The sequence below is a fragment of the Amycolatopsis cynarae genome (assembly GCF_026802195.1).
In the GTDB taxonomy this organism is placed as follows: Bacteria; Actinomycetota; Actinomycetes; order Mycobacteriales; family Pseudonocardiaceae; genus Amycolatopsis_E; species Amycolatopsis_E rhizosphaerae.
On record NZ_CP113836.1, the window covers coordinates 1,483,108 to 1,508,262 of the forward strand.

At 70.2% G+C, this 25,155-nt stretch carries 26 protein-coding genes; 13 read left to right on the forward strand and 13 right to left on the reverse strand.

The window, feature by feature from the left end; all coding sequences use genetic code 11:
* Positions 1-32 precede the first annotated feature (32 nt).
* The gene (locus ORV05_RS07270; protein WP_268757672.1) at positions 33-167 is read right to left on the reverse strand and encodes a hypothetical protein; all 135 of its coding nucleotides are present in this window, start codon (positions 165-167) and stop codon (positions 33-35) included.
* A 204-nt stretch (positions 168-371) separates the two neighbouring features.
* Between ORV05_RS07270 and ORV05_RS07275 the strand changes: the two genes are divergently transcribed.
* A complete protein-coding gene (locus ORV05_RS07275; protein ID WP_268757673.1) occupies positions 372-782 on the forward strand; it encodes a hypothetical protein in 411 nt (136 codons plus the stop codon).
* A gap of 87 nt (positions 783-869) precedes the next feature.
* Entirely contained in the window at positions 870-1,367 is a 498-nt protein-coding gene (locus ORV05_RS07280; RefSeq protein ID WP_268757674.1) for a hypothetical protein, read from the forward strand.
* 664 nt (positions 1,368-2,031) lie between these two features.
* Here ORV05_RS07280 and ORV05_RS07285 read toward each other — a convergent pair.
* From ORV05_RS07285 to ORV05_RS07305, 5 genes are read right to left on the reverse strand one after another with little or no spacing between them, the layout of a single operon-like run.
* Complete coding sequence (locus ORV05_RS07285) at positions 2,032-3,051, reverse strand: acyl-CoA dehydrogenase family protein (RefSeq protein WP_268757675.1); 1,020 nt, start codon at positions 3,049-3,051, stop codon at positions 2,032-2,034.
* Entirely contained in the window at positions 3,048-3,998 is a 951-nt protein-coding gene (locus ORV05_RS07290; protein WP_268757676.1) for an acyl-CoA dehydrogenase family protein, read from the reverse strand. Before ORV05_RS07290 ends, ORV05_RS07285 begins: the two co-directional genes overlap by 4 nt.
* A complete protein-coding gene (locus ORV05_RS07295; RefSeq protein ID WP_268757677.1) occupies positions 3,995-5,128 on the reverse strand; it encodes an acyl-CoA dehydrogenase family protein in 1,134 nt (377 codons plus the stop codon). The genes ORV05_RS07290 and ORV05_RS07295 overlap by 4 nt, the downstream gene beginning before the upstream one ends.
* 1 nt (position 5,129) lies before the next feature.
* Positions 5,130-5,972 carry an enoyl-CoA hydratase gene (locus ORV05_RS07300; protein ID WP_268757678.1) on the reverse strand — a complete coding sequence of 281 codons (843 nt, stop codon included), beginning with the start codon at positions 5,970-5,972 and terminating at the stop codon, positions 5,130-5,132.
* The gene (locus tag ORV05_RS07305; protein ID WP_268757679.1) at positions 5,972-7,456 is read right to left on the reverse strand and encodes a FadD3 family acyl-CoA ligase; all 1,485 of its coding nucleotides are present in this window, start codon (positions 7,454-7,456) and stop codon (positions 5,972-5,974) included. Before ORV05_RS07305 ends, ORV05_RS07300 begins: the two co-directional genes overlap by 1 nt.
* Before the next feature lie 89 nt (positions 7,457-7,545).
* Here ORV05_RS07305 and ORV05_RS07310 point away from each other — a divergent pair, with 89 nt between their 5' ends.
* From ORV05_RS07310 to ORV05_RS07320, 3 genes are read left to right on the forward strand one after another with little or no spacing between them, the layout of a single operon-like run.
* Positions 7,546-8,685, forward strand: a complete 1,140-nt coding sequence (locus ORV05_RS07310) for an acyl-CoA dehydrogenase family protein (protein ID WP_268757680.1) — start codon at positions 7,546-7,548, stop codon at positions 8,683-8,685.
* Positions 8,682-9,458, forward strand: coding sequence for an SDR family oxidoreductase (locus tag ORV05_RS07315; RefSeq protein WP_268757681.1), 777 nt, complete (start codon positions 8,682-8,684; stop codon positions 9,456-9,458). The genes ORV05_RS07310 and ORV05_RS07315 overlap by 4 nt, the downstream gene beginning before the upstream one ends.
* Positions 9,451-10,071: a TetR/AcrR family transcriptional regulator gene (locus ORV05_RS07320; RefSeq protein ID WP_268757682.1), complete on the forward strand. Its 621-nt coding sequence runs from the start codon at positions 9,451-9,453 to the stop codon at positions 10,069-10,071. The genes ORV05_RS07315 and ORV05_RS07320 overlap by 8 nt, the downstream gene beginning before the upstream one ends.
* Before the next feature lie 78 nt (positions 10,072-10,149).
* Here the strand turns inward: ORV05_RS07320 and ORV05_RS07325 are convergent, their stop codons facing one another.
* The gene (locus tag ORV05_RS07325) at positions 10,150-11,184 is read right to left on the reverse strand and encodes an Lrp/AsnC family transcriptional regulator (RefSeq protein ID WP_268757683.1); all 1,035 of its coding nucleotides are present in this window, start codon (positions 11,182-11,184) and stop codon (positions 10,150-10,152) included.
* Positions 11,185-11,305: 121 nt separating this feature from the next.
* Here ORV05_RS07325 and ORV05_RS07330 point away from each other — a divergent pair, with 121 nt between their 5' ends.
* The 3 genes from ORV05_RS07330 to ORV05_RS07340 are packed head-to-tail and all read left to right on the forward strand — an operon-like array spanning position 11,306 to position 14,168.
* Positions 11,306-12,496 (forward strand): M20 metallopeptidase family protein, encoded by a 1,191-nt coding sequence (locus ORV05_RS07330; RefSeq protein ID WP_268757684.1) that lies wholly within the window; start codon positions 11,306-11,308, stop codon positions 12,494-12,496.
* 17 nt (positions 12,497-12,513) lie between these two features.
* The gene (locus ORV05_RS07335) at positions 12,514-12,711 is read left to right on the forward strand and encodes a hypothetical protein (RefSeq protein ID WP_268757685.1); all 198 of its coding nucleotides are present in this window, start codon (positions 12,514-12,516) and stop codon (positions 12,709-12,711) included.
* On the forward strand, positions 12,708-14,168 hold the full coding sequence (locus tag ORV05_RS07340; RefSeq protein ID WP_268757686.1) for a sodium:solute symporter family protein: 1,461 nt from the start codon (positions 12,708-12,710) through the stop codon (positions 14,166-14,168). Before ORV05_RS07335 ends, ORV05_RS07340 begins: the two co-directional genes overlap by 4 nt.
* Before the next feature lie 223 nt (positions 14,169-14,391).
* Here the strand turns inward: ORV05_RS07340 and ORV05_RS07345 are convergent, their stop codons facing one another.
* Positions 14,392-15,195 carry an alpha/beta fold hydrolase gene (locus ORV05_RS07345; protein WP_268757687.1) on the reverse strand — a complete coding sequence of 268 codons (804 nt, stop codon included), beginning with the start codon at positions 15,193-15,195 and terminating at the stop codon, positions 14,392-14,394.
* Between the two features lie 127 nt (positions 15,196-15,322).
* Between ORV05_RS07345 and ORV05_RS07350 the strand changes: the two genes are divergently transcribed.
* Both ORV05_RS07350 and ORV05_RS07355 read left to right on the forward strand, forming a co-directional pair.
* Positions 15,323-16,078, forward strand: coding sequence for an SDR family oxidoreductase (locus tag ORV05_RS07350; RefSeq protein WP_268757688.1), 756 nt, complete (start codon positions 15,323-15,325; stop codon positions 16,076-16,078).
* On the forward strand, positions 16,075-16,983 hold the full coding sequence (locus ORV05_RS07355; protein WP_268757689.1) for an SDR family oxidoreductase: 909 nt from the start codon (positions 16,075-16,077) through the stop codon (positions 16,981-16,983). The genes ORV05_RS07350 and ORV05_RS07355 overlap by 4 nt, the downstream gene beginning before the upstream one ends.
* A 13-nt stretch (positions 16,984-16,996) precedes the next feature.
* Here ORV05_RS07355 and ORV05_RS07360 read toward each other — a convergent pair whose 3' ends face one another.
* On the reverse strand, positions 16,997-17,845 hold the full coding sequence (locus ORV05_RS07360) for an SDR family oxidoreductase (protein ID WP_268757690.1): 849 nt from the start codon (positions 17,843-17,845) through the stop codon (positions 16,997-16,999).
* A gap of 125 nt (positions 17,846-17,970) precedes the next feature.
* Here ORV05_RS07360 and ORV05_RS07365 point away from each other — a divergent pair, with 125 nt between their 5' ends.
* The gene (locus ORV05_RS07365; protein WP_268757691.1) at positions 17,971-18,384 is read left to right on the forward strand and encodes a winged helix-turn-helix transcriptional regulator; all 414 of its coding nucleotides are present in this window, start codon (positions 17,971-17,973) and stop codon (positions 18,382-18,384) included.
* 96 nt (positions 18,385-18,480) lie between these two features.
* Here the strand turns inward: ORV05_RS07365 and ORV05_RS07370 are convergent, their stop codons facing one another.
* Positions 18,481-19,644 carry a steroid 3-ketoacyl-CoA thiolase gene (locus tag ORV05_RS07370; protein ID WP_268757692.1) on the reverse strand — a complete coding sequence of 388 codons (1,164 nt, stop codon included), beginning with the start codon at positions 19,642-19,644 and terminating at the stop codon, positions 18,481-18,483.
* 259 nt (positions 19,645-19,903) lie between these two features.
* On the opposite strand from ORV05_RS07370, the gene ORV05_RS07375 reads away from it, so the two are divergent.
* Positions 19,904-21,130 carry a cytochrome P450 gene (locus ORV05_RS07375; RefSeq protein WP_268757693.1) on the forward strand — a complete coding sequence of 409 codons (1,227 nt, stop codon included), beginning with the start codon at positions 19,904-19,906 and terminating at the stop codon, positions 21,128-21,130.
* Positions 21,131-21,207: 77 nt separating this feature from the next.
* Complete coding sequence (locus tag ORV05_RS07380; protein WP_268757694.1) at positions 21,208-21,861, forward strand: maleylpyruvate isomerase N-terminal domain-containing protein; 654 nt, start codon at positions 21,208-21,210, stop codon at positions 21,859-21,861.
* 98 nt (positions 21,862-21,959) lie between these two features.
* On the opposite strand, the gene ORV05_RS07385 is transcribed toward ORV05_RS07380, so the two are convergent.
* Genes ORV05_RS07385 through ORV05_RS07395 form a run of 3 tightly spaced genes read right to left on the reverse strand, consistent with a single transcriptional unit; the run spans position 21,960 to position 25,143 of the window.
* Positions 21,960-23,126 carry a thiolase domain-containing protein gene (locus ORV05_RS07385; RefSeq protein ID WP_268757695.1) on the reverse strand — a complete coding sequence of 389 codons (1,167 nt, stop codon included), beginning with the start codon at positions 23,124-23,126 and terminating at the stop codon, positions 21,960-21,962.
* On the reverse strand, positions 23,126-24,160 hold the full coding sequence (locus tag ORV05_RS07390; protein WP_268757696.1) for a thiolase domain-containing protein: 1,035 nt from the start codon (positions 24,158-24,160) through the stop codon (positions 23,126-23,128). Before ORV05_RS07390 ends, ORV05_RS07385 begins: the two co-directional genes overlap by 1 nt.
* A gap of 11 nt (positions 24,161-24,171) precedes the next feature.
* A complete protein-coding gene (locus tag ORV05_RS07395; RefSeq protein ID WP_268757697.1) occupies positions 24,172-25,143 on the reverse strand; it encodes a Zn-ribbon domain-containing OB-fold protein in 972 nt (323 codons plus the stop codon).
* Positions 25,144-25,155: the final 12 nt, after the last annotated feature.

Here is a 25,155-nt window from a genome sequence, read left to right on the forward strand (position 1 = left end):
CCCGGTCCGCGGCGATCGGGCCGGGACCGGGGCTACCGGGTCTGCCCGGACGGCAGGTCGCCCACCTCCGGGGTCTCGCCGGGGAAGTAGCTGCCGATGATCTCCCGCCGGCTGCGGCGGCCGAGTTCCTCCAGACGGCGGCGCCCGCCTTCGGTCCGGCCGAGCACCCGGTACCGCCAGGTGTCGAGCGGCAGCAGGTAGGCCAGTGCCCACGGCGGCCACCGGCAGGCCCAGTTCGCGCATCGCGGCGGGACCGTGAAAGGCGGTCAGCATGCTGAGCATGCGCTCCTGTTCCCACCGGGCGCGCAGCCCGGACAACGCGGCGGGCACGCCGGGGTAGCGCCGGTCGGACGGCGATTCTGGACAACGTCGTGGACCGGTACTGGGAGCAGGTCGCCGATCGCGTGGTGGCCTCGCTCGGCGACCGGCTCGGCGAGATCGGCCCGGCGCGCATCCGTGACGTGGTGGACGCGCTCGTCGCGGCACTGGAAGCCGACCGCGCACTGCTGCGGGTCATCCACGAGGAACTGCCCCCTCGCAGGCTGCGGCACCAGCGCCGGGCGCTGGAGCAGCGAGTACGGGAGCTGGCGACCGCGGCGATGGCCGTCCAGGTTCCCGAGCACGAGCGGCCGGGCGTGGCGGTCAAGGCGTGGGTGGTCGTGTTGGCGATCGAGAATCTCACCATGCGCTGGGTGCTCGACGAGCCGGACCTCGAGCGCGACCGGCTGCTCGACGAGGTCACCGCGATGATCGCCGGTTACCTCCCGGTCTCGGCCGTCTGAAACCGTGGTACCACTGTCCGGTTCTGATCAAATTGGGGGTTTTACACTGGCGGGGCGTCGGGGCGGGAACAAGCGGAGGTGGTCAGGATGGGCAGGGTGGCCTTTTCCTTCGCCGTGCCGCCCGAGCAGCGCGGGCTGGTCGAGGCGCTGCTGGCACGGCTGTCCGAACTGGCCGGCCGGCTCACCGACCGGCTCGTCGCCGAGGACCTCCACTACCGCCGGGTGGCGCTCGACCGCCGCGCCGAGCTGTGCAAGGTGTGCGAGGTCAACCTGGACCGTGCCCTGCGGGCCGTGCTGGACGGCGAGGAGCTCGCGGTCGACGCCGCGCAGGAGACCGGGCGGGTGCAGGCCCGCCTGGGCATCCCGCTCGCCTCGGTGCTGCGGTCGTTCCGGATCGCGGGGGCGTTCGTCTTCGAGGCCCTGCTGGAACAGGCGGGTTCGGCCTGGATGGAGACGGTTCCGCTCCCGGCAACCCGCCGTCCCCCCGGCGGTGCCGTGCGGGTCGCCCGGGTTCCGTTACGGCGCACCCGGGCGCAGGCGAGAGGCAAGGGTCTGCCCGGCGAACGGCCGAGACGTCGATCGTGACGAGCGTGAACCCGCGTACTGACTGCCCGTGGCGAGATTCGAAGATTCCACTGTGCTCATGGCGGAGAAAGCTAGCGGCCGCGATCCGGAACCGTAAATACGTAATTCGGTAGATGTCGCGCGAACCCGTGTTCGATTACCGTGGTTCGCGGCAGGTGGGAGACAACACCCGGCACGCACTCGCCATGACGGCCGTCGATGTCGTACCGAGCGGAAGGAGTGCGGAATGGGCGAACAACCACGTCCGGGTCGTCCTTGGACAGGCCACCCCATCAGGCGAGCGGCGCGCTCGCCGGGGGCTGTCCGGGGACGGTGGCCAACGGTGCACGGGGCGGTCGGCGGACAGCCGATCCTGCCCTTGAAGAGCTGCGATGCGGTCGGATCCGCCGCCGTCGCGTCCTGAAGACGAGCACGCGTGGCCCGGCGCGTTCTCGGGAAACCTGCTCCATCGGGTCCGGCAGGACAACGTGTCTCGTCTGCGCGCGCGAGGCCGTTTCTTCGGACTGGCCGAGTGCGGGGCGGCCTGCGTGCCGGCCGCTCCGCACCCGGGCCGCGCCCGATGTCCGATCTGCTGGCCCTGGCCGGAATCGGAGCAGGACTGATGCGGGGCCCGGCGGGTGCTGCGGCGAGCCGAGCGCCGAGGCACCTGCCCGGAACCCCCGAGCTAATCAAGAGTGGGGACGACCCTGGGAAGGTGGTGATGCGGCTGCCCGAAGAGCTGGCCGGCGCCATGCGCGCGTTTGAAGAATCGATGGGCCTCGTGCTCCCAGGTGATCGCGATCCCGCCGTGGAGTTGGATCATCTCCGCGGCGACCCGGGAGAACACCTCGGAGCAGTAGGTCTTGGCGACCGCAGCCAGATGCGCGACGTCCGCGTCCGGCTCGGTCACCGCATAGGCGGCGGACCGTGCCGTCTCCACCAGGACGTACAGGTCCGCCATCCGGTGCTTGAGCGCCTGGAAACCGCCGATGGGACGGCCGAACTGCTCCCGCTGCCGCGAGTAGGCGACCGTGATGTCCAGTGCCCGTGCGGCCGCCCCCACCTGCTCGGCGGCTAGGACGGCACAGGCCGTGTCCCGGAGGCGGTGCAGCGCCGGACGGAAATCACCGGTGCCGACCCGGGTGGCCTCGGCGCCGGTGACTTCGATCTCGGCCAGGCGGCGGGACTCGTCCATCGTGGGCGTGTGGACGCGCCGCGCCTGGGCGGGATCGACTTCGAACAGGCCCAGCTCGCCGTCGGTCTCGGCGACCACCAGCAGCACCTCGGCGAGGTCTCCCTCGAGGACGTAATGCGCGTGACCGTCCACAAGGGAGCCTCGGGCGGAGAAGGCGGCGCGGACGGGATCCCAGCTGCCGTCTTCGGTCGTCCACCCCAGTGCTGCGAGGGTCCCTTCGGCGAGCCTGGGCAGCAGCCGTTTCGCCGCCTCCTCGTCCGCCGTTTCGAGGATCGCGTGCGTAGCCAGCACAGCGGAGCCGAGGAACGGGGCCGGGCTCAGCACCCGGCCCAGTTCCTCGGCGACGATCTGAACCTCGCGCAGGCCCGCGCCCAGGCCGCCGTGGCGTTCCGGCACGGCCAGCGCGGCCACGCCCACCTGCGCGCAGAGCACCGGCCAGGGATCCGGGTGCCGGTCCAGGACATTCCGGACGGTGTCCCGGAGGGCGAGTTGCTCGTCGGTGAAGGTCATACCAGGGCTCCCAGAACGCGCGACCGATGGAAAGCCTGGGTGCCCCAGGCGCCGACCAGCGCCCGCACCTTGGTCAGCCAGAGGCCGAGGGCGTGTTCGGAGGTGTAGCCGATCGCGCCGTGGACCTGCAGGCCCGTGCGCGCCGCAAGGTAGGCGGCGTCGGCGGCCGCCACCTTGGCGGCGGACACGTCGCGGGACCGGGTGGCGGTGCGCTCGGCGACCGCCGCGCCATACAGCAGTGGGCGGGCCAGTTCCAGCTTCGTCGCCACGTCCGCGAGCAGGTGCTTGATCGCCTGGTACTGCCCGATCGCCCGGCCGTACTGGTGTCGCTGTCCGGCATAGGCGACGCTCGTGTCGAGCAGCCACTGCCCGGCACCGAGCAGTTGGGCCGCGGTGGCGAGCACGCCCAGGTCGAAGGCGCGGGCCGGATCGTGCGCGACCCCGATCTGGTCGCCGGGCTTCACCTCGAACAGACGGCGTGCGACATCCACACCGGGCAGGCGGCGGCCGCGGGAGAACACGGCCACCTCGTCGTCCCGGACGAACACGCGGAGATGCGCCATATCGGCATCGAGGGCGTAGGGCACTTCGGGGGGTGCGGCCACCGAGGCGATCGTCTCACCCGCGGCGGTTCCGGCCAGGACCTCGTCCTCGAGCAGGGCGGGGAGGACCGCCGCCGTGTCCACCCACGGACCGGGCACACCGTGGTAGCCGAGACGCTCGAACGCGACCACGAGGTCGACGGCGGTCGCGCCCAGCCCGTCGAACCGTTCGGGAACGGTCAGCGCGGTCACGCCGAGCTCGGCCAGATCGCGCCACACCTTCAGCCCCGGTTCGTGCTCCCCGGCGGCCCAGGTGCGGATCACCGAGGGAGTGTCCACACCGGACAGTAGCTGGTCCATGCTGGCGGCGAAGTCGTGTTGTTCCTGGGACAGGGCGAATCTCATCGGTCCCCCCTCGGCAGGCCGAGCAGTCGCTCCGCGACCGTGTTGCGCTGGATCTGGTCCGTGCCGCCGTAGATGGGACCGGCGAGGGAGAACAGCCACCCGTCCAGCCAGTCCTCGCGTACCTCGGCCTCCGGGCCGAGCAGGTCCAGTGCCGTCTCGTGCAGTGCGACGTCCAGATGCGACCAGAACAGCTTGTTCACACTGGACTCCGGTCCGAGCTCGCCGCCTTCGGCGAGCCTGGTGACGGTGCCGAAGGTGTAGAGCTGATAGGCGCGGGCGCCGATCCAGGCGTCGGCCACGCGCTCACCCAGAGCGGCGGGGCCGCCCTGGCTGCCCCACAGGGCCACCAGGCGGTCGGCGGCGGCAAGGAAGCGGCCGGGGCTCCGCAGCGACAGTCCACGCTCGTTGTTCGCCGTGGTCATCGCGACACGCCAGCCCTCCCCGGGTTCGCCGATGACATCGGCGTCGGGGACGAACACCTCGTCGAGGAAGATTTCGGCGAAACCGGGTTCACCGTCCAACTGCCGGATCGGGCGCACCTGCACACCCGGCGCGCGCAGGTCGACCATGAAGTAGGTCAGCCCCTTGTGCCGCTTGCTTTCCGGATCGCTGCGGAACAACCCGAACGCACGGTCGGCGAAGGCGGCGCGGGAACTCCAGGTCTTCTGCCCCGACAGCAGCCAGCCGCCCTCGGCGCGCACCGCCGTGCTCCGCAGCGCGGCGATGTCGCTGCCCGCTTCCGGTTCCGACCAGGCCTGGGCCCAGATTTCCTCGCCTCGGGCCATCTTGGGCAGCACGCGGTGCCGCTGCTCGTCGGTTCCGTGGGAAAACAGGGTGGGCGCGAGCATGAAGATGCCGTTCTGGCTCACCCGGCCGGGCGCCCCGGCCCGGTAGTACTCCTCTTCGAAGACGACCCATTCCAGCAGGCTCGCGTCACGCCCGCCGAACTCGGCAGGCCACGAGACCACCGACCAGCGTGCCTCGGCGAGTTCGGCCTCCCAGGCACGGTGCTGTTCGAAGCCCTCGGCCGTGTCGAAGGACGCCAGCGGTTCCTTGGGGACGTTGGCGGCGAGCCATGCGCGGGCCTCGTCCCGGAAGGCGAGCGTCCGCTCGTCGAGATCGAGATCCATCTCAGGAGGTCCTGTTCGCGTCGCGCATCGACCGGGCATCCTGACCGGCGAGTGAGTCGCCCCCGACTTCGGCGTTGTGGGCGTGGGCGAGGTGGTGCAGGCCGAACACCGAGTCCATGCCCGTGCGCAGTCCCATCAGATCCTCCGCCTGGTTGACCGCCTTCTTGGTCAGCGCGAGGCCGAAGGCGGGCATCTCGGCGATCTTCTCGGCCAGGGCGAAGGTCTCCGCTTCCAGATCGGCGCGGGGCACCACCCGGTTGAGCATTCCCCACTCCTTGGCCTGCTGGGCGCTGAACCGCTGACCGGTGAACAACACTTCCTTCGCGGCCCGGGGCCCGAGCACCCACGGGTGGGCGAAGTACTCCACCCCCGGAATCCCCATGCGGACCACGGGATCGGCGAAGAAGGCGTCGTCCGAGGCGACGATGAGATCGCAGACCCAGGCCAGCATCAGCGCACCCGCGATACAGGCACCCTGCACACTGGCGATGGTCGGTTTCGGGATTTCCCGCCACCGGCGGCACATGCCGAGGTAGACCTCGGACTCGCGCGCGAAACGCTGGTCCGCACCCTCCTTGCCGACGTGGTCCCACCAGAGGACGGCCTTGCGCTCGAACGAAACGTCGACGTCGCGGCCGGGGGTGCCGATGTCGTGCCCGGCGGAAAAGTGCTTGCCTTCCCCGGCCAGCACGATCACCTTCACCGCGGGATCGTCCACGGCCCGGGTGAACGCGGCGTCGAGGGCGTAGGTCATCGCCGAGTTCTGCGCATTGCGGTACTCGGGCCGGTTCATCGTCACCACGGCGACCGGACCGCGCCGCTCGTAACGGACGACTTCGCTCATCAGGTCTCCCTCAACACTCGTTTGAGCACCTTCCCGGCGGCGTTGCGGGGCAGTTGCTCCCGGAACTCCACGTGCCTTGGCACCTTGTAGTTCGCCAGGTTTCGCTTGCAGTACGCGATGATGTCCTCTGTGGACAAAGCGGATCCTGCCTGTCGCACCACGAAGACCTTGCCCACCTCGCCGAGCCGGGGGTCGGGCACTCCGACGACGGCCGACTCGGCCACGCCGGGCAGTCGGGCGAGTGACTGCTCGACCTCGGCGGGGTAGACGTTGAAACCCCCGCAGATGTACATGTCCTTGATGCGGTCGGTGATGGTGAGGTAGCCGCGTTCGTCGAGGCGCCCCACGTCGCCGGTGTGCAGCCAGCCTTCGCTGTCCACCGCCTCGGCGGTGGCTTCCGGGTCGTCGAGATAGCCGAGCATCACGTTCGGTCCGCGCAGCAGGATCTCGCCGTTGTCCGGATCGACGCGCACTTCCATCGCGGCGGCGGCGCGCCCCGCCGTGCGGGCGACGGTTTCGTCGTCGTCTTCTTGGCGGCACATCGTGGCCACCACCGCTTCCGAAAGCCCATAGGCGGTGAGCACGGTGTCGAAGCTGAGTTCGGACTGCATGCGCTCGACCAGCGCCACGGGAACGGTGGCGGCCCCGGTCACCGCGAGCCGCAGGCTCGACAGGTCGTGATCCGGGCGCGCCGGGGAATCCAGCAGCATCTGGTAGATCGTCGGCGCGCCGGGCAGCACGGTGATGTGCTCCTCCGTGATCAGGCGCAGGGTCTGCTCCACGTCGAAGGTGAGCTGGGGAACGAGAGTGGCGCCTCGCAGCAGCGCGGCGAGGATTCCCGCCTTGTAACCGAAACTGTGGAAGAACGGGTTGATGACCAGATAGCGGTCGGAGGACTCCAGACGCCCGCACTCCGCCCACGAGGCGGCGACTCCGAGGGCCTGCCGGTGCGCGCTCATGGCGCCCTTGCTGCGTCCCGTGGTGCCCGAGGTGAACAGGATGTCGCTGACGTCGTCCGGCCGCACCGCGGCCGCCCGCGCGTCCACCGAGGCCGTGTCGCCGCCCCAGTCGACGCTTCCTGCCACGGGCACGGTCAGCACGGTTCCCGGCAGTTTGGTCCCGGCTTCCTTCAACTGGGCGAGCCGGTCGGTACCGAGGAAGTTTTCCACGATCACCAGTGCCCGCGTATCCGTGCGCTCGATGAGTTCGCGCATTTCCGGTCCGGTGAACCGGGTGCTTATCGGCACCAGGGTCGCGCCCGCGTGCAGTGCGCCGAGCGCGGCCACGATCCAGTGGTGACTGTTGGGGGCGCAGATCGCGATGCGGTCGCCCGGCTGGATTCCTTCGGACAGGAACAGGCCCGCGCAGCGGCGGATCCGTTCGTACAACTGTGCATAGGTCAGCCGCACCGGACCGTCGACGACGGCTTCGTGGTCGCCGAACCGTTCCGCCGCCCGGACGACCGCGGCCGGGATGGTTTCCATGACGAACTCCCTAGCAAGTGCTTGGTAGGGTACCCTACGCAGGTGTCGCGGATTTGAACAGACCCGCGGCCGCCGAAGGAGGAGAGGCCGTGTCCGATTTCCGGGAACGCGTGCGAACCTGGCTCGAGGAGAACCTCAGTGGCGAGTTCGCCGGCCTGCGCGGGCTCGGCGGGCCCGGCCGGGAGCACGAAGCCTTCGAGGAGCGCGTCGCCTGGGAACGGCACCTGGCCGCGGCGGGCTGGAACTGCCTGGGCTGGCCGGTGGAGCACGGTGGTGCCGGTGCCACCCTGGAAGAGCAGGTCGTCTTCCACGAGGAGTACGCGCGTTCCGGGGCGCCGGCGAAGGTCAGCCACCTCGGGCAGGAACTGCTCGGGCCGACCCTGATCGCGTTCGGCTCACCGGAGCAGCAGCGCCGGTTCCTGCCGAAGATCGTGGCGGTCGAGGAACTGTGGTGCCAGGGCTATTCCGAGCCCGGTGCCGGTTCCGACCTGGCGGCGGTGTCCACCAGCGCCCGGCTCGACGGCGACGAGTGGGTGATCACCGGGCAGAAGATCTGGACCTCGCTGGCCCACGTCGCCGACTGGTGCTTCGTACTGGCCCGCACCGAACCGGGCTCGCGGCGGCATCACGGCCTGTCGTACCTGCTGGTTCCGCTGCGCCAGCCCGGTGTCGAGGTGCGTCCGATCCAGCAGTTGACCGGAACCAGCGAATTCAACGAAGTGTTCTTCGACGGCGCGCGGACCGCGAAGGATCTGGTGGTGGGCGAACCGGGTGAGGGCTGGCGGGTCGCCATGGGCACGCTCGCCTTCGAACGCGGGGTGGCCACGCTGGGCCAGCAGGTGGGTTTCCGGCGCGAGCTCACCGAGCTGACCCGGCTCGCCGAGGTGAACGGGGCGGCGAAGGAACCGGTGATCGCCGAACGGCTGGCCCGGGCGTGGATGGGGCTGTCGGTGATGCGCTCCCACGCGCTGCGCACGCTCGGCTCATCGGCCCCCGGGGTGGCGGAGGTGTCCAAACTGGTCTGGGCGAACTGGCATCGTGAGCTGGGTGAGCTGGCGATGGCCGTCCGGGGGCCTCGTTCGATGCTCGGCGCGGGCGCCGATCTCGACTCCTGGCAGCGCCTCTACCTGTTCAGCAGGGCCGACACGATCTACGGCGGCTCCAATGAGATCCAGCGCAACATCATCGCCGAGCGTGTGCTCGGGCTACCTCGGGAGGCTCGACCTTGATCCCCATTCCCCAGTACCCCAAGGGCGCAGACCTGTTGCGGGACAAGGTGGTCGTGGTGACCGCCGCGGCCGGCACGGGGATCGGTTCGGCGGTCGCCCGGCGCAGCCTGGAGGAGGGCGCCCGGGTGGTGCTCAGCGACTGGCACGAACGCCGCCTCGGGGAAAAGGCCGAGGAGCTGACCGGGCTCGGCGAGGTGCACTCGATTCCCTGCGACGTCACCAAGGAGGAGCAGATCGGTGCGCTGATCGACGGTGCCAGGCAGCGGTTCGGCCGGATCGATGTGCTGATCAACAATGCCGGTCTGGGCGGCAGCAGGTCCATAGTGGACATGACCGACGAGGAATGGTCCCGGGTACTGGACGTCACGCTCAACGGCACGTTCCGCGCCACTCGGGCGGCGGTGCGCGCGTTCCTCGCGCAGGGCGGCGGCGGCGCCATCGTGAACAACGCTTCCGTGATCGGCTGGCGCGCCCAGGCCGAGCAGGCGCATTACGCGGCGGCGAAGGCCGGCGTGATGGCGCTGACCCGCTGCGCCGCGGTGGACGTGGCCCCGCACGGCATCCGGGTCAACGCGGTGGCGCCGAGCCTGGCGATGCACCCGTTCCTGGCCAAGGTCACCACCGAGGAACTGCTCGAAGAGCTCACCGCGCGGGAGGTGTCGGGCCGGGCCGCCGAGCCCTGGGAGGTGGCGAACGTGATGGTGTTCCTCGCCAGCGACTACGCCTCCTACCTCACCGGCGAGGTCGTCTCCGTGAGCAGCCAGCATGCTTAACCAGCAGGGCTCGGGACGGCGGGCGGAGCTGCTGGGCATGGCGGCGAAGCTGTTCGCCGAGCGCGGGTACGTGTCCACGACGGTGCGCGATATCGCCGATGCGGCGGGAATCCTCTCCGGGAGTCTGTACCACCACTTCGACTCGAAGGAGTCGATGGCGGACGAGATCCTGAGCGGCTTCCTGGACCGGCTGTTCGGCACCTACGCGGAGATCGTCGCCGCGGGACTCGGGCCGCGCAAGACCCTCGAAGCCATCGTGATCGCCTCGTTCGAGGCGATCGAGTCCCATCCGTCCGAAGTGGCCATCTACCAGAACGAGACCAAGCAGCTGCTCAGGCTGCCCCGGTTCGCCTACCTGGAGCAGCGCAACACCGAGTTTCGGACACTGTGGACGGACCTGCTCGCCGAGGGCGTGCGGGAGGGTGTGTTCCGTGCCGATCTCGACGTCGAGTTGGTGTACCGCTTCGTCCGCGACACGGTGTGGATGGCGGTGCACTGGTACAACCCGAAGGGCTCGCTGTCCGCGGAAGAGGTTGCGCGGCAGTACCTGTCCATCGTGCTCGACGGCATCGCGACCGGACGCAGGCCGGTGAAGCGCAGGACCGGTGCCTGAGGCGTTGCCGGGGGTTCCGCCACGACGAGGGGCCGGGGCGGGACGACGGGCTGGGGCGGATGGCCGTGAGGGGATGCTTCACGGCCTCTCCGGAGACGGGGCCGCCTTCGTGCCGGTCGCGGCCCAGAAGTCCAGCGGTACCTGGCTCCGGGCGCGGCCGGTCTCGTCCAGGACGCGGCCCATGAGCTTGACGCTGCGCAGCGTCACCGCTCGGTCGACGATGTCCAGCCAGGGCAGTCTGGTCACGAGCGAGCTTTCCAGGGGCACGGCATCGGCGGGCACACGCAGCCAGGCGACCACCAGGAGGTTCGCCGCACCGCTGATCGCCGCGCACATCCGCACCTCGGGCAGGCTCGCCAGCGAGCGGGCGGTGGATTCCAGCCGGTCCGGTGGAACACGGACCCAGAGCATCATGGTGACCGGGGCGGGCGACATCGAACGCGCGATTTCGCAGCGGAGCCGGATCGATCCGCTGCCCAGCGCGATCTCGACGCGGCGACGGGCGGTGCTCGCGCTGACGCCGAGACGGGTACCGATGGCCGAATAGGAGGCCCGGCCGTCTTCGCCCAGCGCGAGCATGAGTTGCCGGTCGAGCTCGTCGAACCGGGGAGCGCCGATCGCCTGCTTGGCCCGGGTGGCCAGTGCGTCGCGCTGCTCCGGTGAGATCGCCCGCACCTGCCACCGGCTGCCTTCGCTGAACAGTTTCGCGGAGACCAGCGTGCGGGTGCTCGCCACGCCGGGCAGGCGCGACAGCCGGTGTGCGATGTACTCGGTGACGGAGGCGAGATCGGCGGCCACGACGTGGACGAGAAGATCGCACGGTCCCGCGACGTACTCGATGGTCGGCACGTGCGGATCGCCGGCCAGCGCGGCGGCCACGGCGAGTGGTTCGCCCGGGGCGCAGTCGATCTGCACGAAGGCCAGTGCCAGCCGCCCGGCCAGTGCCCCGGCGGGGTAGGCGGACATCCACGCCCGGCCGTCTCCGGTCAGTTGCTGCCATCGTCGTGCGGCGGTGACCGCGCCGATGCCGATCGTCCGGCCGATGAGCGACCACGGCGCGCGGGGGTCGACCTGGAGGGCGTTCACCAAAGTGAGGTCGGTTTCGCTCAGCACGGTGGATTCCTTGTTCAGGGAGCCCGATGGTGACGGATTCTTCCGATGACCCGGCCGACGGTGCCCGGTTGTCGCAATATCGATCATCAAAGTACAGATGGGTTCGCCTGGGAGGGAAGCGATGAACCTGCTCGAGGACGCGGCGGCGCTCAGTGACGATCTGGTGGCCCTGCGACGGGACCTGCACCGGATTCCGGAGGTGGGCCTGGCCCTGCCGAAGACTCAGGAGAAGGTGCTGGCGGCGCTGGACGGCCTGCCGTTGGAGATCTCCACCGGGGCCGGGTTGTCCTCGGTGACGGCGGTCCTGCGGGGCGGAGCCGGTGATGGCGAGGTCGTGCTGCTGCGCGGGGACATGGACGCCCTCCCGGTCGCCGAGAAGACCGGGGTGGACTACACCTCCCGCCACGACGGCACGATGCACGCCTGCGGCCACGACCTGCACACCGCGGGCCTGGTCGGTGCGGCGCGGTTGCTTTCGGCGCACCGGGACCGGCTGGCCGGGGACGTGGTGTTCATGTTCCAGCCGGGCGAGGAGGGATTCGACGGTGCCGGCCACATGATCGCCGAAGGGGTCCTGGAGGCGGCCGGGCGGCCCGCCGACGCCGCCTTCGGGCTGCACGTGACGTCCTCGGCGATTCCCCGCGGCCTGTTCACCTCCCGTCCCGGGCCGCTGATGGCGGCCTCGGACGGCCTTTTCGTCCGGGTGGTGGGTGAAGGCGGGCACGGCTCGCGGCCGTCGCAGGCGTTGGACCCGGTCCCGGTGGCCTGCGAAATGGTGACCGCGCTGCAGACGATGGTGACGCGGCGGTTCGACGTGTTCGATCCGGTGGTGCTCACGGTCGGGACCTTCCACGCCGGGACGAAACGCAACATCATCCCCGACGACGTGACGTTCGAGGCCACGGTCCGCAGCTTCTCCCGCGAGGCCCGGCAGCGGATCGCGGAGCTGTCCGTGAAGCTGTGCGAGGAGATCGCCGCCTCGCACGGCCTGCGCGCCGAGGTCCGTTACGAGGAGGAGTATCCGGTCACCGCCAATCACGAGTCCGGGCACGAGTTCGTCGCCGAGACCGTCCGCGAGGTCTTCGGTGAGGAACGCTTCGCGTTCCTGCCCAATCCCATGACCGGCTCGGAGGACTTCTCGCGCGTGCTGGAACGCGTGCCCGGCGCGTTCGCCTTCCTCGGGGCCACCGTCGGCGACAACCCGGAGGAGGCGCCCTACAACCACTCTCCCCGTGCGGCATTCGACGACAGCGTCGTCGCCGACGGTGCGGCACTGCTCGCGGAACTCGCGGCGCGGCGGCTCAGGCCCTGACTGAAAAGGAGACAGACTTGCGCGCGTACTACCTGGTCCCCCTGATCCCCGCGCTGGCGTTGGCGATCATGCCGTTTCTCCCGTTCGTGAACAGTGCCGGGCTGTGGTTCGGCCTGCCGAAGATGATGGTCTGGGGCGCGGTGTGGTGTGTGCTGTGCACCCCCGCCCTCCTCATCACCGAGCGCATGATGGCGCGGCGCGGGGAGGATCGATGACGACCATACTGATCTTCACCTTCGCCGGGATCGTGCTCATCGGCGTGCTCGGTTTCCTCGGCCGCCGCACCCCGGCGGCGGATCTGGCCGAATGGGCGGTCGGCGGCCGCCGCTTCGGCGCGATCACCATGTGGTTCCTGCAGGCGGGGGAGGTCTTCACCACCTTCACCTTCCTCGGCATGGCGGGGCTGGCCTTCAGTGGCGGGGTCGCGGCGATGTATTCGCTGCCGTACGTGCCGATCGGCTACATGGTGCTGTTCTTCCTCGCCAAGCGCTTGTGGTCGCTCGGCAAGGAGCGCGGGTACCTCACCCAGGGCGATTTCCTGGCCGACCGCTTCGGCAGCCGCGCCCTGGGCACGCTTTCGGCCGTGCTGGGCGTGCTGTTCGTGCTGCCCTATCTGCAACTTCAGATCACCGGCCTCGGTCTGATCGTCAAGCTGGTGACCGGGGACGCGGCCTCCTCCACGCTGTCGATGGTGGTCGGCTGCCTGCTGGTGGTGGGGTTCGTGCTGTGGGCGGGACTGCGCGGGGTCGCGGCGACCTCGTACTTCAAGGACGTGATCATGCTGATCGTCCTGGTGGTGCTGCTGATCGCGGTGCCGACGCATTTCGCGGGCGGGATCTCGGGGGTCTTCCACCGGATCGACCAGCTGCACCCGCAGGTGCTGACGGTGCACGCCGGGGCGAACGACCACGTGTGGTTCATCACGAGCATGCTGGTCAGCGCGATCGGGGTCGGCCTGATGTGCCTGCCGCACTCGTGGCCCGCGGTGATGTCGGCGCGGGATCCGAAGGTGCTGCGCCGCAACTACACCTGGATGCCGCTGTACGAGCTGTGCCTGCTGCTGCCGATGATCATCGGTTTCGCCGCGATCCTCGTGCTGCCCAAGGGCAGCAACTCCAACGGGGTGCTGCTGAGCCTGAGCAAGGACGTGCTGCCGGGCTGGGCCACCGGGCTGGTGGTGGTGGCCGCGATCGCCACCGCGATGGTGCCCGCCGCGGGCATTCTCATCGGCATTTCCTCGTTGGTGGCTCGCAACATCGTCCGGGTCAGGGGCGCCAGGACCCAGTTCTGGGTCAACCACGGCACGGTGGTGGTGGCGTGCGCGCTGGCCCTGCTGCTCGGGATCTTCCGGCCCGACCTGCTGGCGAACCTGCTGCTGCTCACCTACAGTGGTTCGGTCCAATTGGCCCCGGCGAACGTCCTGGGCTTCACCCGGCGCGTCGCGGTGGGCAAGGTCCCGGTGCTGGCCGGGCTGATCGTCGGTGAACTGGTGGTGGTCTGGCTCACCTTCGTCAGTCCGGGGCTGGTCGGGCATGTGAACGTGGGGCTGGTGGGTCTCGCGGCGAACCTGGTCGTACTGCTGGGCGCGGCCGCGGCCGAACGGGTGGCCGGGCGCGGCGGGCAGCCGGCGGAGCAGGCGGTCGTGGCTCCCATGCGGTCCACAGTGGAGTAAGGGGGTCCCCGGGCGCGCCGAGCTGGGGGAGGAGGGCGCGACCCGGGGCCGTTGTCCCCGGCGCCCGAGGGGGAGGAGTGCGCCGGGGCCGCGACCGGCGGGTGAACCCCCGGCCGCTTTTCACAGGGTACCTCCCGGCGATGAGGATTGGTGGCGTTTCGCCAATTACGTCCGGGATTCCGTCTTGTACGGCGTTCGGCCGGGCGCCGGAAGTCCCCGTCGCCTAGAGCACCAGGTCCGTGAGCAGGTCGGTCAGCGCGTCACCGAAGTCGGTGGCGTGCCGCTGCGGGGCGAGATGCGCGCCCGGCGTCTCGACGAAGGGCAGGCCCAGTTCGAGGGCGAGCAGACGGGCCGGGCGGTAGTGGTAGTAGCCGCGGCTTGCCTCTCCGGCGGCGAGCACGATCGGCAGCCGTGCGCGGCGCAGCGTGGCCACGTCCGGCAGGTACCCGTAGAACCCGGCCAGTTCGCGGGTGAAAAGCGCTTTCCATTCCGCCTCGTGGGGGATCCGGATCGTCTTCAGATCGGGCAGCCCGGCTCCCGCGATCGAGCCGAGGAATTCCTTGAACGCGGTCATCACATCGCCGGAGGCGGCATGAGCGACCTGTTCGGCGGCGAAGTCCAGCCAGTCCTCGGCATCGGGCAGCACGCGGACGGCGGGTGGTTCGTGCGCGACCAGGCCGGTGACGGCGCCGGGATGGCGCGTCGCCAGTGCCAGCCCGATCTGCGCCCCGGCACTGCTGCCGAAGACGAGCGCCTTGCCGTAGCCGAAGTGTTCGATCACGGCGCGGGCGTCGTCGGCGTGCCGCTCGACGGTGAGGGGCCCGTCGCTCCGGTCGGCGCTGCGGAAGTGGCCGCGGCGGGCGTAGGTCAGCACCGTGTAGGTCTCGCCGAGCCGCGCCGCCAGTGCCCGGTAGGTGTCGATGGCGCCGATTCCCCCGGCGATCATCAGCAGCGGGGGACCGTCCCCGAGGCGCCGGACGTGCAGGTCGGCGTCCTCGACGGGACAGGTGCCGTCCTCGGAGGTCATGGCGGCAGTCAAGCACAGGCCGCGGCCGCCCGGACACCGCGCCCGTCCCTTCCCCGCTTCCCGACCTAGCGATTGCTTGGTAGGTTGGCGGGGAACCGGAAACGCGGCAGGGACGGGAGGTTCGCCGGTGACGTTGGACCTGCGACTGGCGGATGCGGTCGTGCTGATCACCGGCGGTATGCGCGGGGTCGGCGCCGGGATCACGCATGCCTTCCTCGCCGCCGGGGCAAAGGTGGTGACCTGCGGCCGGACCGAACCGGAGAACTCGTTGCCCGGCGCCGAGTTCCTCCGCTGCGACGTGCGCGAGCCCGAGCAGGTGGCGCACCTGGTGGCCGAGGTGGCCGCCCGGCACGGCAGGCTCGACGTCCTGGTCAACAACGCGGGCGGGGCCCCGTACGCGGAGGCCGCGAAGGCCTCGGCGCGCTTCCACAGCAAGATCGTCGAGTTGAACCTGCTCGCGCCGCTGATCGTCGCCTGCGAGGCGAACGCCGTGATGCAGGGCCAGGAATCCGGCGGCGCGATCGTCAACATCAGCAGTGTGAGCGCCACCCGGCCGTCGCCGGGGACCGCCTCCTACGGCGCGGCGAAGGCGGGGGTGGACAACCTCACCGCGAGCCTCGCGGTGGAGTGGGCCCCGAAGGTCCGGGTGAACGCACTGGACGTGGGCATGGTGCGGACCGAGCAGTCCCACCTGCACTATCCGGATCTGGCGGCGGTCGGCCGCACGGTTCCGCTCGGGCGGCTGGCCGAACCCCGCGAGATCGGGGCGTGCGCGGTGTTTCTGGCTTCCCCGCTGGCTTCCTACGTCAGCGGGGCGACGTTGAAGGTCCACGGCGGGGGCGAGGTACCGGCCTTTCTCGCCGCGTCGAAGGAGGAGAAGTGAGCGGAATCGCCGACGGCCGTGTCGTGATCGTCACCGGCGCGGGGCGGGGGATCGGCCGCGCGCACGCGCTCGCGTTCGCCCGCGAGGGTGCGCGCGTGGTGGTCAACGACATCGGTGCCGCACTGGATGGCAGCGGCAACTCGTCGGGACCGGCGCAGCAGGTCGTCGACGAGATCGAGGCGCTGGGCGGGACCGCGGTCGCCAGCACCGACGACATCGCGGACTGGGCGGGGGCGCGCACTCTCGTCCGGACCGCCATCGAGCGGTTCGGACGGCTGGACGTGCTGGTGAACAACGCGGGGTTCCTGCGGGACCGGATGCTGGTCAACCTCGGTGAGGACGAGTGGGACGCGGTGATCCGCGTGCACCTCAAGGGGCATTTCGCCCCGATGCGGCACGCGGCCGAGTACTGGCGTGCCGAGGCCAAGGCCGGCCGCACGCCGGATGCCCGTGTGATCAACACGAGCTCCGGCGCGGGTCTGCTGGGCAGCGTCGGGCAGGGCAACTACTCGGCCGCCAAGGCCGGGATCGCCGGCCTCACGCTCGTGGCGGCGGCCGAGTTCGAGCGCTACGGGGTCACCGTGAACGCGATCGCGCCCGCCGCCCGCACCCGGATGACCGAACAGGCCTTCGCCGAGGACATGGCCGCGCCCGAGTCCGGTTTCGATGCCATGGCTCCGGAAAACGTCTCACCCCTGGTGGTCTGGCTCGGCAGCGCCGAATCCGCGGAGGTCACCGGCCGGGTGTTCGAAGTGGACGGTGGGCGGGTTTCGCTGGCCCAGGGCTGGCGGCACGGTCCAGTGATCGACAAGGGGGCCCGGTGGGAACCGGCCGAGCTCGGGCCGGTGGTGACGAAGCTGATCGCCGAGTCCCCCGAACCCGAGCCCGTCTACGGCTCGCAGTGACGAGCGGGCCGATTCAGAGGGAGCGCACCGTCTCTCCGACGAACACGGCGAGCGGAGTGGCGGGCCGCCCGGTCAGGGTGCGCAGGTCCGCGCTGGTCTCGCCCAGCAGGCCCTGCTTGATGTCGGCGTCGAGCGCGACGACGAACCCGGCGGTGCCCTCGGGCAGTCCGGCCCCGGTCAGCGCGGTTCGGTGCTGTTCCGGGTCCAGATCCGTGTAGGTCACGGGCTTTCCGGCGGCCTTGGCGATTTCCGCGGCGAGCTCTTCGTAGGTCCACGCGGTGTCACCGGTGAGTTCGTAGACCTTGTTCTCGTGCCCCTCCCCGGTGAGCACGGCGGCCGCGGCGGCCGCGTAGTCGGCCCGGGTCGCACTGGCGACGCGCCCGTCTCCCGCGCTGCCGGCGAAGGAGCCGTTCCGCACCGCCTGCTCGATCGTCGCGACGTAGTTCTCGTGGTACCAGTTGTTGCGCAGGACGGTGAAGGGCAGCCCGGACGCGCGGATCAGGGCCTCGGTCGCCTTGTGCTCCGGGTTGACGGTGAGCGGGCTGCTGTCGGCCTTCGGTGCGCTGGTGTAGACCAGATGTGCGACCCCGGCCTTCTGCGCGGCTTCGAGAACGGCCTGGTGCTGCGGTACCCGCTTGCCGACCTCACTGCCCGAGATCAACAGGACCTTGTCCGCTCCCTCCAGCGCGGAGGCGAGCGTTTCCGGCTGGTCGTAGTCGGCCTTGCGCACCGCGACGCCCAGGTCGGCCGCCTTCTCGGGGGAGCGGACCGCGGCGACGACCTGTTCGGCGGGCAGCCGGTCCAGCAAGGCCTTCACGACGTGGCGGCCGAGCTGTCCGGTGGCCCCGGTGATGACGATCATGGTGGTACTTCCTCTCGACGGGGTTCCTGCCGCACAGTTTGTACTAACTATCAGTAAGTGCAAACTAGAGGTAAGTATGGTCACATCCGATCGTTCCCGGAATGCGGGACCGGTACCTTGGCAGCATGAGCAGCCGTGTGACCGAGAGCGCCGACCGCGCGCACGACCGGCTGGTCGCGGACGTCTTCGCCCGGGCCTGCGAGTCGCGCGGGATCCTGGAGCACATCACCGGCCGCTGGGGCACGCTCGCGCTCGCCGCGCTCGCCGAAGCGCCGCTGCGCTTCAACGCACTGCGCCGGCGCGTGGACGGCGTGAGCGAAAAGATGCTGGCGCAGACGCTGCAGGCGCTGGAACGCGACGGGTTCGTGCACCGCGAGGCGCAGCAGGCGATCCCGCCGCGCGTCGAATACAGCCTGACGCCCATGGGGCGGGCGGCGGCCGAGAAGCTGCTCGACCTGATCGCCTTCGTCGAGGCCCGAGTGCCCGACGTCGACGCCGCCCGCACTCGCTACGACGAGGCCAAGGCAGCTCAGCGGTAGCCGCAGCACTCCGGCCCCGGACAGCAGTGAAGGCGACCCGCACCGGCCCGTGGTGGTCGCCTTCACTGTCCAGGGGCGCTCGGGCCCCGGTCCCGATCAGATCCGTTCGATGATGGTGGCGGTGGACAGCGCCCCACCGCAGCACATCGCGATCAGCGCGCTGTTCCCGTCGCGCCGTTCGAGTTCGTGGAGGGCGGTGGTGATCAGCCGGGTGCCGGTGTTGCCGACCGGGTGGCCGAGCGCGATCGCCCCGCCGTTGACATTGACCTTTTCCGGGTCGGGCCGGTGCACCTGCTGCCAGGACAGCACCACCGAAGCGAACGCCTCGTTGACCTCGAACAGGTCCAGGTCGCCGATCTGCATCCCGGCGCGCCGGAGCACCCGCTCGGTGGACTGGACCGGACCGTCGAGGTGGTAGTACGGCTCTGCGCCGACGAGGGCCTGCGCGCGGATCCGGGCCCGGGGCCTGAGTCCGAGTGCGCGGGCGCGGGTTTCGTCCATGATCAGAACGGCGGAGGCGCCGTCGGAGATCTGGGACGAGGTGCCGGCCGTGTGCACGCCGCCTTCGAGGACGGGCTTGAGCCTGGCCAGCCCTTCCATCGTGGTCTCTCGCAGCCCCTGGTCCCGGTTGACCAGGCGGGTTTCTCCGGTGGGTGCGCCGTTCTCGTCGAGCACCGGTGCCTTGACCGGGACGACCTCGCGGTCGAAGCGGCCCTGAGCCCAGGCGGTCGCGGCCTTGGTCTGGGAGGCGACGCCGAAGCGGTCCACGTCCTCGCGGGTCAGGCTCCGCCGCACGGCGATGCGCTCCGCGGCGCCGTACTGGTTGGGCATGTCGACCGACCACGAATCCGGTTTGGGCTGCCCGGCGTCGGTGCCCCGGTTCGCGCCGAGCGGGATCCGGCTCATCGCCTCCACGCCGCACGAGATGCCGATGTCGATCGCCCCGGCCGCGATCAGGCCTGCCACCAGGTGGGTGGCCTGCTGCGCCGAGCCGCACTGGGCGTCGATCGTGGTCGCGCCGGTCGCCTCCGGGAGACCGGCGTGCAGCCAGGCCGTGCGGGTCACGTTCCCGGCCTGCTCGCCTGCCTGGGTGACGCAGCCGCCGATCACCTGTTCCACCAGTGCCGGATCGAGCCCGGCGCGTTCGAGCAGGGCGGACTGGGCGGCGCCGAGCAGCTCGGCGGCGTGCAGGCCGGACAGCCAGCCGCGCCGCTTGCCGATCGGGGTCCGCACGGCCTCGACGATGACGGGGTCGCCCACCGTGGTCTCCTTTGTCCGTTGTGCTGTCCACTGCCGCTGTCTGCGCTCAAAAGTAGAACAAGTTTCAATAATGGGCAAGTGTGATGCAGGTCAACCGGCATTTGGCTACCGCTGGTGATGCTCGGTTCCACCTGGAGTTTCAAGATCCTAATCGAAAAAGTAAACGGGTATCACTCAAGGTCTTTCCCTAGTTAACACCGTATGCTTCAATCGGGGTTAGAACGTGTTCCACGAAGTTGTGGCACCCACGGAGGTAGGCGTGGCAACACCGATGATCCCCGCCGGTTTCGACTTCACAGACCCCGATCTGTACGCGAAACGGCTCCCCCTCGAAGAGTTCGCCGAGCTGCGGCGCACCGCGCCCGTGTGGTGGAACGCGCAGCCGCACAACCGCGCGGGCTTCGGCGACGACGGCTTCTGGGTGGTGACGCGGCTGGAGGACGTCAAGGCGGTTTCCCGGGACAGCACGCTGTTCTCCTCCCAGGAGAAGCTCGCGATCATCCGGTTCGACGAGACGATGACGCCGGAGGCCATGGACGCCAACCGGCTGGTGCTGCTCAACATGGACGCGCCGCAGCACACCAAGCTGCGCCGCATCGTTTCGAAGGGCTTCACCCCGCGCGCCATCGCCAAGCTCGAGGACACGCTGCGCGAGCGCGCCGCGCGCATCGTGCACGACGCGCGGAAGAAGGGCTCGGGCGACTTCGTCGAGGACGTCGCGTGCGAACTCCCGCTGCAGGCCATCGCCGAGCTGATCGGCATCCCGCAGGAGGACCGCGGCAAGATCTTCGAGTGGTCCAACCAGATGATCGGCTACGACGACCCCGAGTACGAAGTCGACCCGCTGGCGGCCTCCGCCCAGCTCGTGGGCTACGCGTGGAACATGGCCGAGGAGCGCCGCAAGTGCCCGATGGACGACATCGTCACCAAGCTCATCAACGCCGACCTCGACGGTGAGTCCCTGAACTCCGAGGAGTTCGGATTCTTCGTCATCCTGCTGTCCGTGGCGGGCAACGAGACCACACGCAATGCCATCACCCACGGCATGAAGGCCTTCCTCGACCACCCGGACCAGTGGGAGCTGTACAAGGAGCAGCGGCCCAAGACCGCGGCCGACGAGATCGTCCGCTGGGCCACCCCGGTGGTGGCGTTCCAGCGCACCGCGACGGCCGACACCGAACTCGGCGGCAGGCAGATCCGCAAGGGCGACCGGGTGGGCATGTTCTACAGCTCCGCCAACTTCGACCCGGAGTGGTTCGAGGAGCCCGAGAAGTTCAACGTCCTGCGGGACCCGAACCCGCACGTCGGCTTCGGCGGCACCGGTTCGCACTACTGCATCGGAGCGAACCTCGCCCGCCTGGAAATCGACCTGATCTTCAACGCGATCGCCGACGAGATGCCCGGCATCCGCGAGGTGTCCCCGCCGGACCGGTTGCGGTCCGGCTGGCTCAACGGGATCAAGCACTACCAGGTCGCCTACGAATAAGAGCGCCATCTTCCGCGAAAGCGCCCTCTCCCCAAAGGGAGGGCGCTTTCGCGTGGTAATGGCTAGGGTGGCGGGGCATGACACTGTTTACCCGCTCATGGGAGGCGTTGCGGTCGGTCGTGGACATGCTGGACGGCGGGCAGTGGGTCCAGCCGTCCGGTTGTGTCGGCTGGCGGGTCCAGGACCTGGTGTTCCACCTGATCATCGACGCCCAGGACGTGCTCATCACGCTGGCGAGCACCACCGACGCGGAGGCGACGGTGGACGCGGTGGGGTACTGGGACCTGGGGGAGCCGACGACCGGGGATGAGCCGGAATCGGTGTTCGTCCGCCGGTCGGCCCTCGCCTACCGCGACTACGGCGGGCTGCGGCACCACTTCACCGATCTCGCGGTGGCGGCGGCGCGGGCGGCGGCCGCGGCGGATCTTCAGCGGCGCGTGGAGACCCGTGACCGGGTGCTGACGGTGGCCGACTACCTCGACTCCTACGTCGTCGAGTGGACGCTGCACCATCTCGACCTGGTGGCGCACCTGCCGGACCTGCCCGGACCGCCTGCCGAAGCGCTCGCGGAGACCCGCCGGGTACTGGAAACGCTGGGCCGGGCCCCGATCCCGGACACACTGGACGATCGCGACGCCGCTCTCGTCGTCACGGGCCGCCGGGCCCCGGCCACCGCGGAAACCGCCGCACTCGGCGCACTGGCCGACCGCCTCCCCCTCGTCCTGGCCTGAGCCGAGAACCACGCAGCCGTGAAGGGTCCCTTCACAGCCGTTTCGACGGTGAAGGGACCCTTCACGGCCCCGGCCGGGCACCCCGGGGTACGGTCGCGTCAGCGGGTGGGTTTGGCGGCGCCCACGACCCACATCGAGAAGTACTGCGAGCCGCCGCCGTAGGCGTGGCCGAGCGCGATGCGCGCCCCGTCGACCTGGTAGTCGCCCGCCCGGCCCATCACCTGCTTGGCCGCCTCCGAGAACCGCAGCATGCCCGAGGCACCGATGGGGTTCGACGAGAGCACGCCGCCGGACGGGTTCACCGGCAGCCTGCCGCCGATCGCGGTCTCGCCGGCCTCGGTGAGCTTCCAGCCCTCGCCCTCGGGCATGAACCCGAGGTTTTCCAGCCACATCGGCTCGAACCACGAGAACGGCACGTAGATCTCCGCGCAGTCCACTTGCGACAGCGGGTCGGTGATCCCGGCCTCCTTCCACAGCGCGGCCGCCGCGTCGCGGCCCGCCTGCGGGTTGACCTGGTCCCGCCCGGCGAAGGTGGTCGGCTCGGTGCGCATCGCGGTGGCGTGGATCCAGGCGGCCCCTCCGGCCACCGCGTCGCCCGCGGCCTCGTCGCCGATCACCATCGCGCACGCCCCGTCGGAGGACGGGCAGGTCTCGTCGTAGCGGATCGGGTCCCACAGCATCTGCGAAGCCTGCACCGATTCCAGCGTGATGCCGGCCTGGCGCAGGTGGGCGTACGGGTTGAGCGCGCCGTTGCGCCGGTCCTTGACCGCGACCATCGCGCCGACGTGCTCGGGTGCGCCCGAGCGGCGGATGTAGGAGCGCACGTGCGGCGCGAAGTAGCCGCCCGCACCGGCCCCGACCGGCATGGAGAACGGCGGCATGATCGACAGCGCCCACATCGCGTTCGACTCGGACTGCTTTTCGTAGGCCACGGTCAGCACGCGCCGGTGCACCCCGGACTGCACGAGGCTCGCCGCGACCAGCGCCGTCGATCCCCCGACGGAACCGGCGGTGTGGACGCGCAGCATCGGCTTCCCGGTGGCGCCGATCGCGTCGGCGAGGAACAGTTCGGGCATCATGACGCCCTCGAACAGGTCCGGGGCCTTGCCCAGCACGACCGCGTCGATGTCGGCCCACTCCACCGCGGCATCGGCCATCGCCCGGTCGATCGCTTCGCGGACCATACCCGGCATCGACACGTCGGTGCGCTTGGCCCGGTGGTGGGTCTGCCCGGTCCCGAGCACGGCGGCGAGTTGCTTGGCCATCAGTCGAGTCCTTCCATGACCGCGACGAGGTTCTGTTGCAGGGCGGGACCGCTGGTGGCGTGGGCCAGCACCCGGTTCGCGCTGCCGGTGAAGATCTGCTTCGCCGCCTCGCCGATGCGGGCGAGCCCGGCCGCGAACATCGGGTTGCCCGCCAGTGGGCCGCCCGAGGGGTTGACGCGCACCCGTTCGTCCAGACCGAGTGCGGCGCGCAGGATGAGTTCCTGGTGGGAGAACGGGGCGTGCAGTTCGGCGACCTCCACGCCTTCAACGACTCCGCCGACCCCGGCGCCCATGGCCTTGGCGGCCGCCTCGGCGGACGGGGCCCGGGTGAGGTCCCGCGCGCCGAGCACCGGGGTGTCCACGCGATGCTCGATCCCCCGGATCACGGCGGGCCGTTCGGCGAATTCCTTCGCGCGTTCCGCGGACGAGAGGATGATCACGGCGGCGCCGTCGGTGACGGGGGCGATGTCGTGGGCACGCAGCGGGTCGGCGACGTAGGGAGTGTCGAGCAGTCCCGCCGGATCCAGGCCCCGGCTGCGCGCGGCGACCTCGGCGAGGTCCTTTTCGCTCCACAGCCCGCCTTCCAGGCCCAACCGCGCCTGCAGGGCGGCGATGCTGATCGAATCCGGCCACAGCGGCGCGACGGTGTACGGGTCGAGCTGCATCGCGAGCACGCGGCGAAGCTGCCCAGCGGAGGACTTGCCGAAGCCGTACACCAGCGCGGTGTCCACCTCGCCGGTGCGGATCTTCAGCCACGCCTCGTACAGCGCCCACGCGGCGTCCATCTCCACATGGGACTCGTGGATCGGGGGAAAGGCGCCGATCGCGTCCACCGCGGAGATGAACGAAAACGCCCGGCCCGCCAGGTAGTCCGACGAACCCGAGCACCAGAACCCGATGTCCTTTTTGGAAAGCCCGGTCTGCCCGAACACCTCGGCGAAGATGGGCACGAGCATCTCCACCCCGTTGGTGGTGCCCGAAGTGCGGCGGACGTTCGGCGCCTGCGCGAACCCGACCACGGCGACGTCTTGCATGAATGCACCCCTCACAGGTGGTGGGCGAACGACTCGTACGGCGCGTCGGGCTCGCCGGTCGGTTCGAAATGGCTGATGTTCTCGAGGCTGGTCCACCACTGCTCGCGGGGCTTCCAGGCCGCGCGGACCCGCATGCCCATCCGGACCTCGGAGGCCTCGCAGCCCAGCACGAGGTGGAGGAACGGGATGTCGGCACCGTCGAGCAGGATGTAGGCGGCGACGTAGGGCGGCTTGATGCGCTGGCCGAGGAACGGGACGTTGACGATGCAGAACGTGGTGACGATCCCGGTGTCGGGCAGTTCGACCTCTTCGGCGGTGGGCACCCCGTCGGTCGGGCAGGCGCCGCGCGGCGGGATGTAGACCTTCTCGCAGGCGGGGCAGCGTTGGCCGATCAGCTTGCCCTCGGCCAGTCCCTGCAGGTACCGGCTTTCCTCCGGCGAGGCGGAATGCTGGTAGTGCAGGTGCACCGGGGTGATCATGATGCTGACCGGGGCACCCTCCTCCCGGGGAGCGGCGGGCGGGGGTTCGGGGGCCTCGCCGTCGGGCGCGCCGAGCGGGACGAAGTAGGCGATGTCGCGGATGTGCCCGACCGGGTTGTCGGCCCACCGGACGCGGACCCGGTCTCCGGTGCGGATACCGCCGGGGCTGCCGGCGTCGACCGCGTGCAGCATCGGGGTGTCGGCGCCGTCGAGTTTGATCAGCGCCCAGGCGAAGGGGCGGGACAGGGGCTGGCCTTCGAGCGGTTCGGCCATCCAGGACCACGAAACGACGGTGCCTTCGTCGCTCACCGGGACGAAGTCGGTGAGCGGGGCCGCGGTGACGGGGTCGTACTCGACCGGCGGCACGTGGACGCGGCCGTCGGAACCGCGGACACCCTCGATCCGCCGCTCGCGCAGGCCGTTCACGAACCGCCCGAACACCGGCCCGAGTGAGCGTGTGTAGTCGAAGCCGACCTCGAGTGGGGCAGACAGCGGTGTAGTCACAGCAGAAGTGAA

Coding starts and splice junctions, on each gene's coding strand:
- ORV05_RS07300 (WP_268757678.1), bottom strand. CDS start 5,972: ATGAGCGAAGTCGTCCGTTACGAGCGGCGCGGTCCGGTCGCCGTGGTG.
- ORV05_RS07285 (WP_268757675.1), bottom strand. CDS start 3,051: ATGACCTTCACCGACGAGCAACTCGCCCTCCGGGACACCGTCCGGAAT.
- ORV05_RS07380 (WP_268757694.1), top strand. CDS start 21,208: ATGACACTGTTTACCCGCTCATGGGAGGCGTTGCGGTCGGTCGTGGAC.
- ORV05_RS07385 (WP_268757695.1), bottom strand. CDS start 23,126: ATGGCCAAGCAACTCGCCGCCGTGCTCGGGACCGGGCAGACCCACCAC.
- ORV05_RS07330 (WP_268757684.1), top strand. CDS start 11,306: ATGAACCTGCTCGAGGACGCGGCGGCGCTCAGTGACGATCTGGTGGCC.
- ORV05_RS07360 (WP_268757690.1), bottom strand. CDS start 17,845: ATGATCGTCATCACCGGGGCCACCGGACAGCTCGGCCGCCACGTCGTG.
- ORV05_RS07290 (WP_268757676.1), bottom strand. CDS start 3,998: ATGAGATTCGCCCTGTCCCAGGAACAACACGACTTCGCCGCCAGCATG.
- ORV05_RS07345 (WP_268757687.1), bottom strand. CDS start 15,195: ATGACCTCCGAGGACGGCACCTGTCCCGTCGAGGACGCCGACCTGCAC.
- ORV05_RS07295 (WP_268757677.1), bottom strand. CDS start 5,128: ATGGATCTCGATCTCGACGAGCGGACGCTCGCCTTCCGGGACGAGGCC.
- ORV05_RS07340 (WP_268757686.1), top strand. CDS start 12,708: ATGACGACCATACTGATCTTCACCTTCGCCGGGATCGTGCTCATCGGC.
- ORV05_RS07390 (WP_268757696.1), bottom strand. CDS start 24,160: ATGCAAGACGTCGCCGTGGTCGGGTTCGCGCAGGCGCCGAACGTCCGC.
- ORV05_RS07280 (WP_268757674.1), top strand. CDS start 870: ATGGGCAGGGTGGCCTTTTCCTTCGCCGTGCCGCCCGAGCAGCGCGGG.
- ORV05_RS07365 (WP_268757691.1), top strand. CDS start 17,971: ATGAGCAGCCGTGTGACCGAGAGCGCCGACCGCGCGCACGACCGGCTG.
- ORV05_RS07305 (WP_268757679.1), bottom strand. CDS start 7,456: ATGGAAACCATCCCGGCCGCGGTCGTCCGGGCGGCGGAACGGTTCGGC.
- ORV05_RS07320 (WP_268757682.1), top strand. CDS start 9,451: ATGCTTAACCAGCAGGGCTCGGGACGGCGGGCGGAGCTGCTGGGCATG.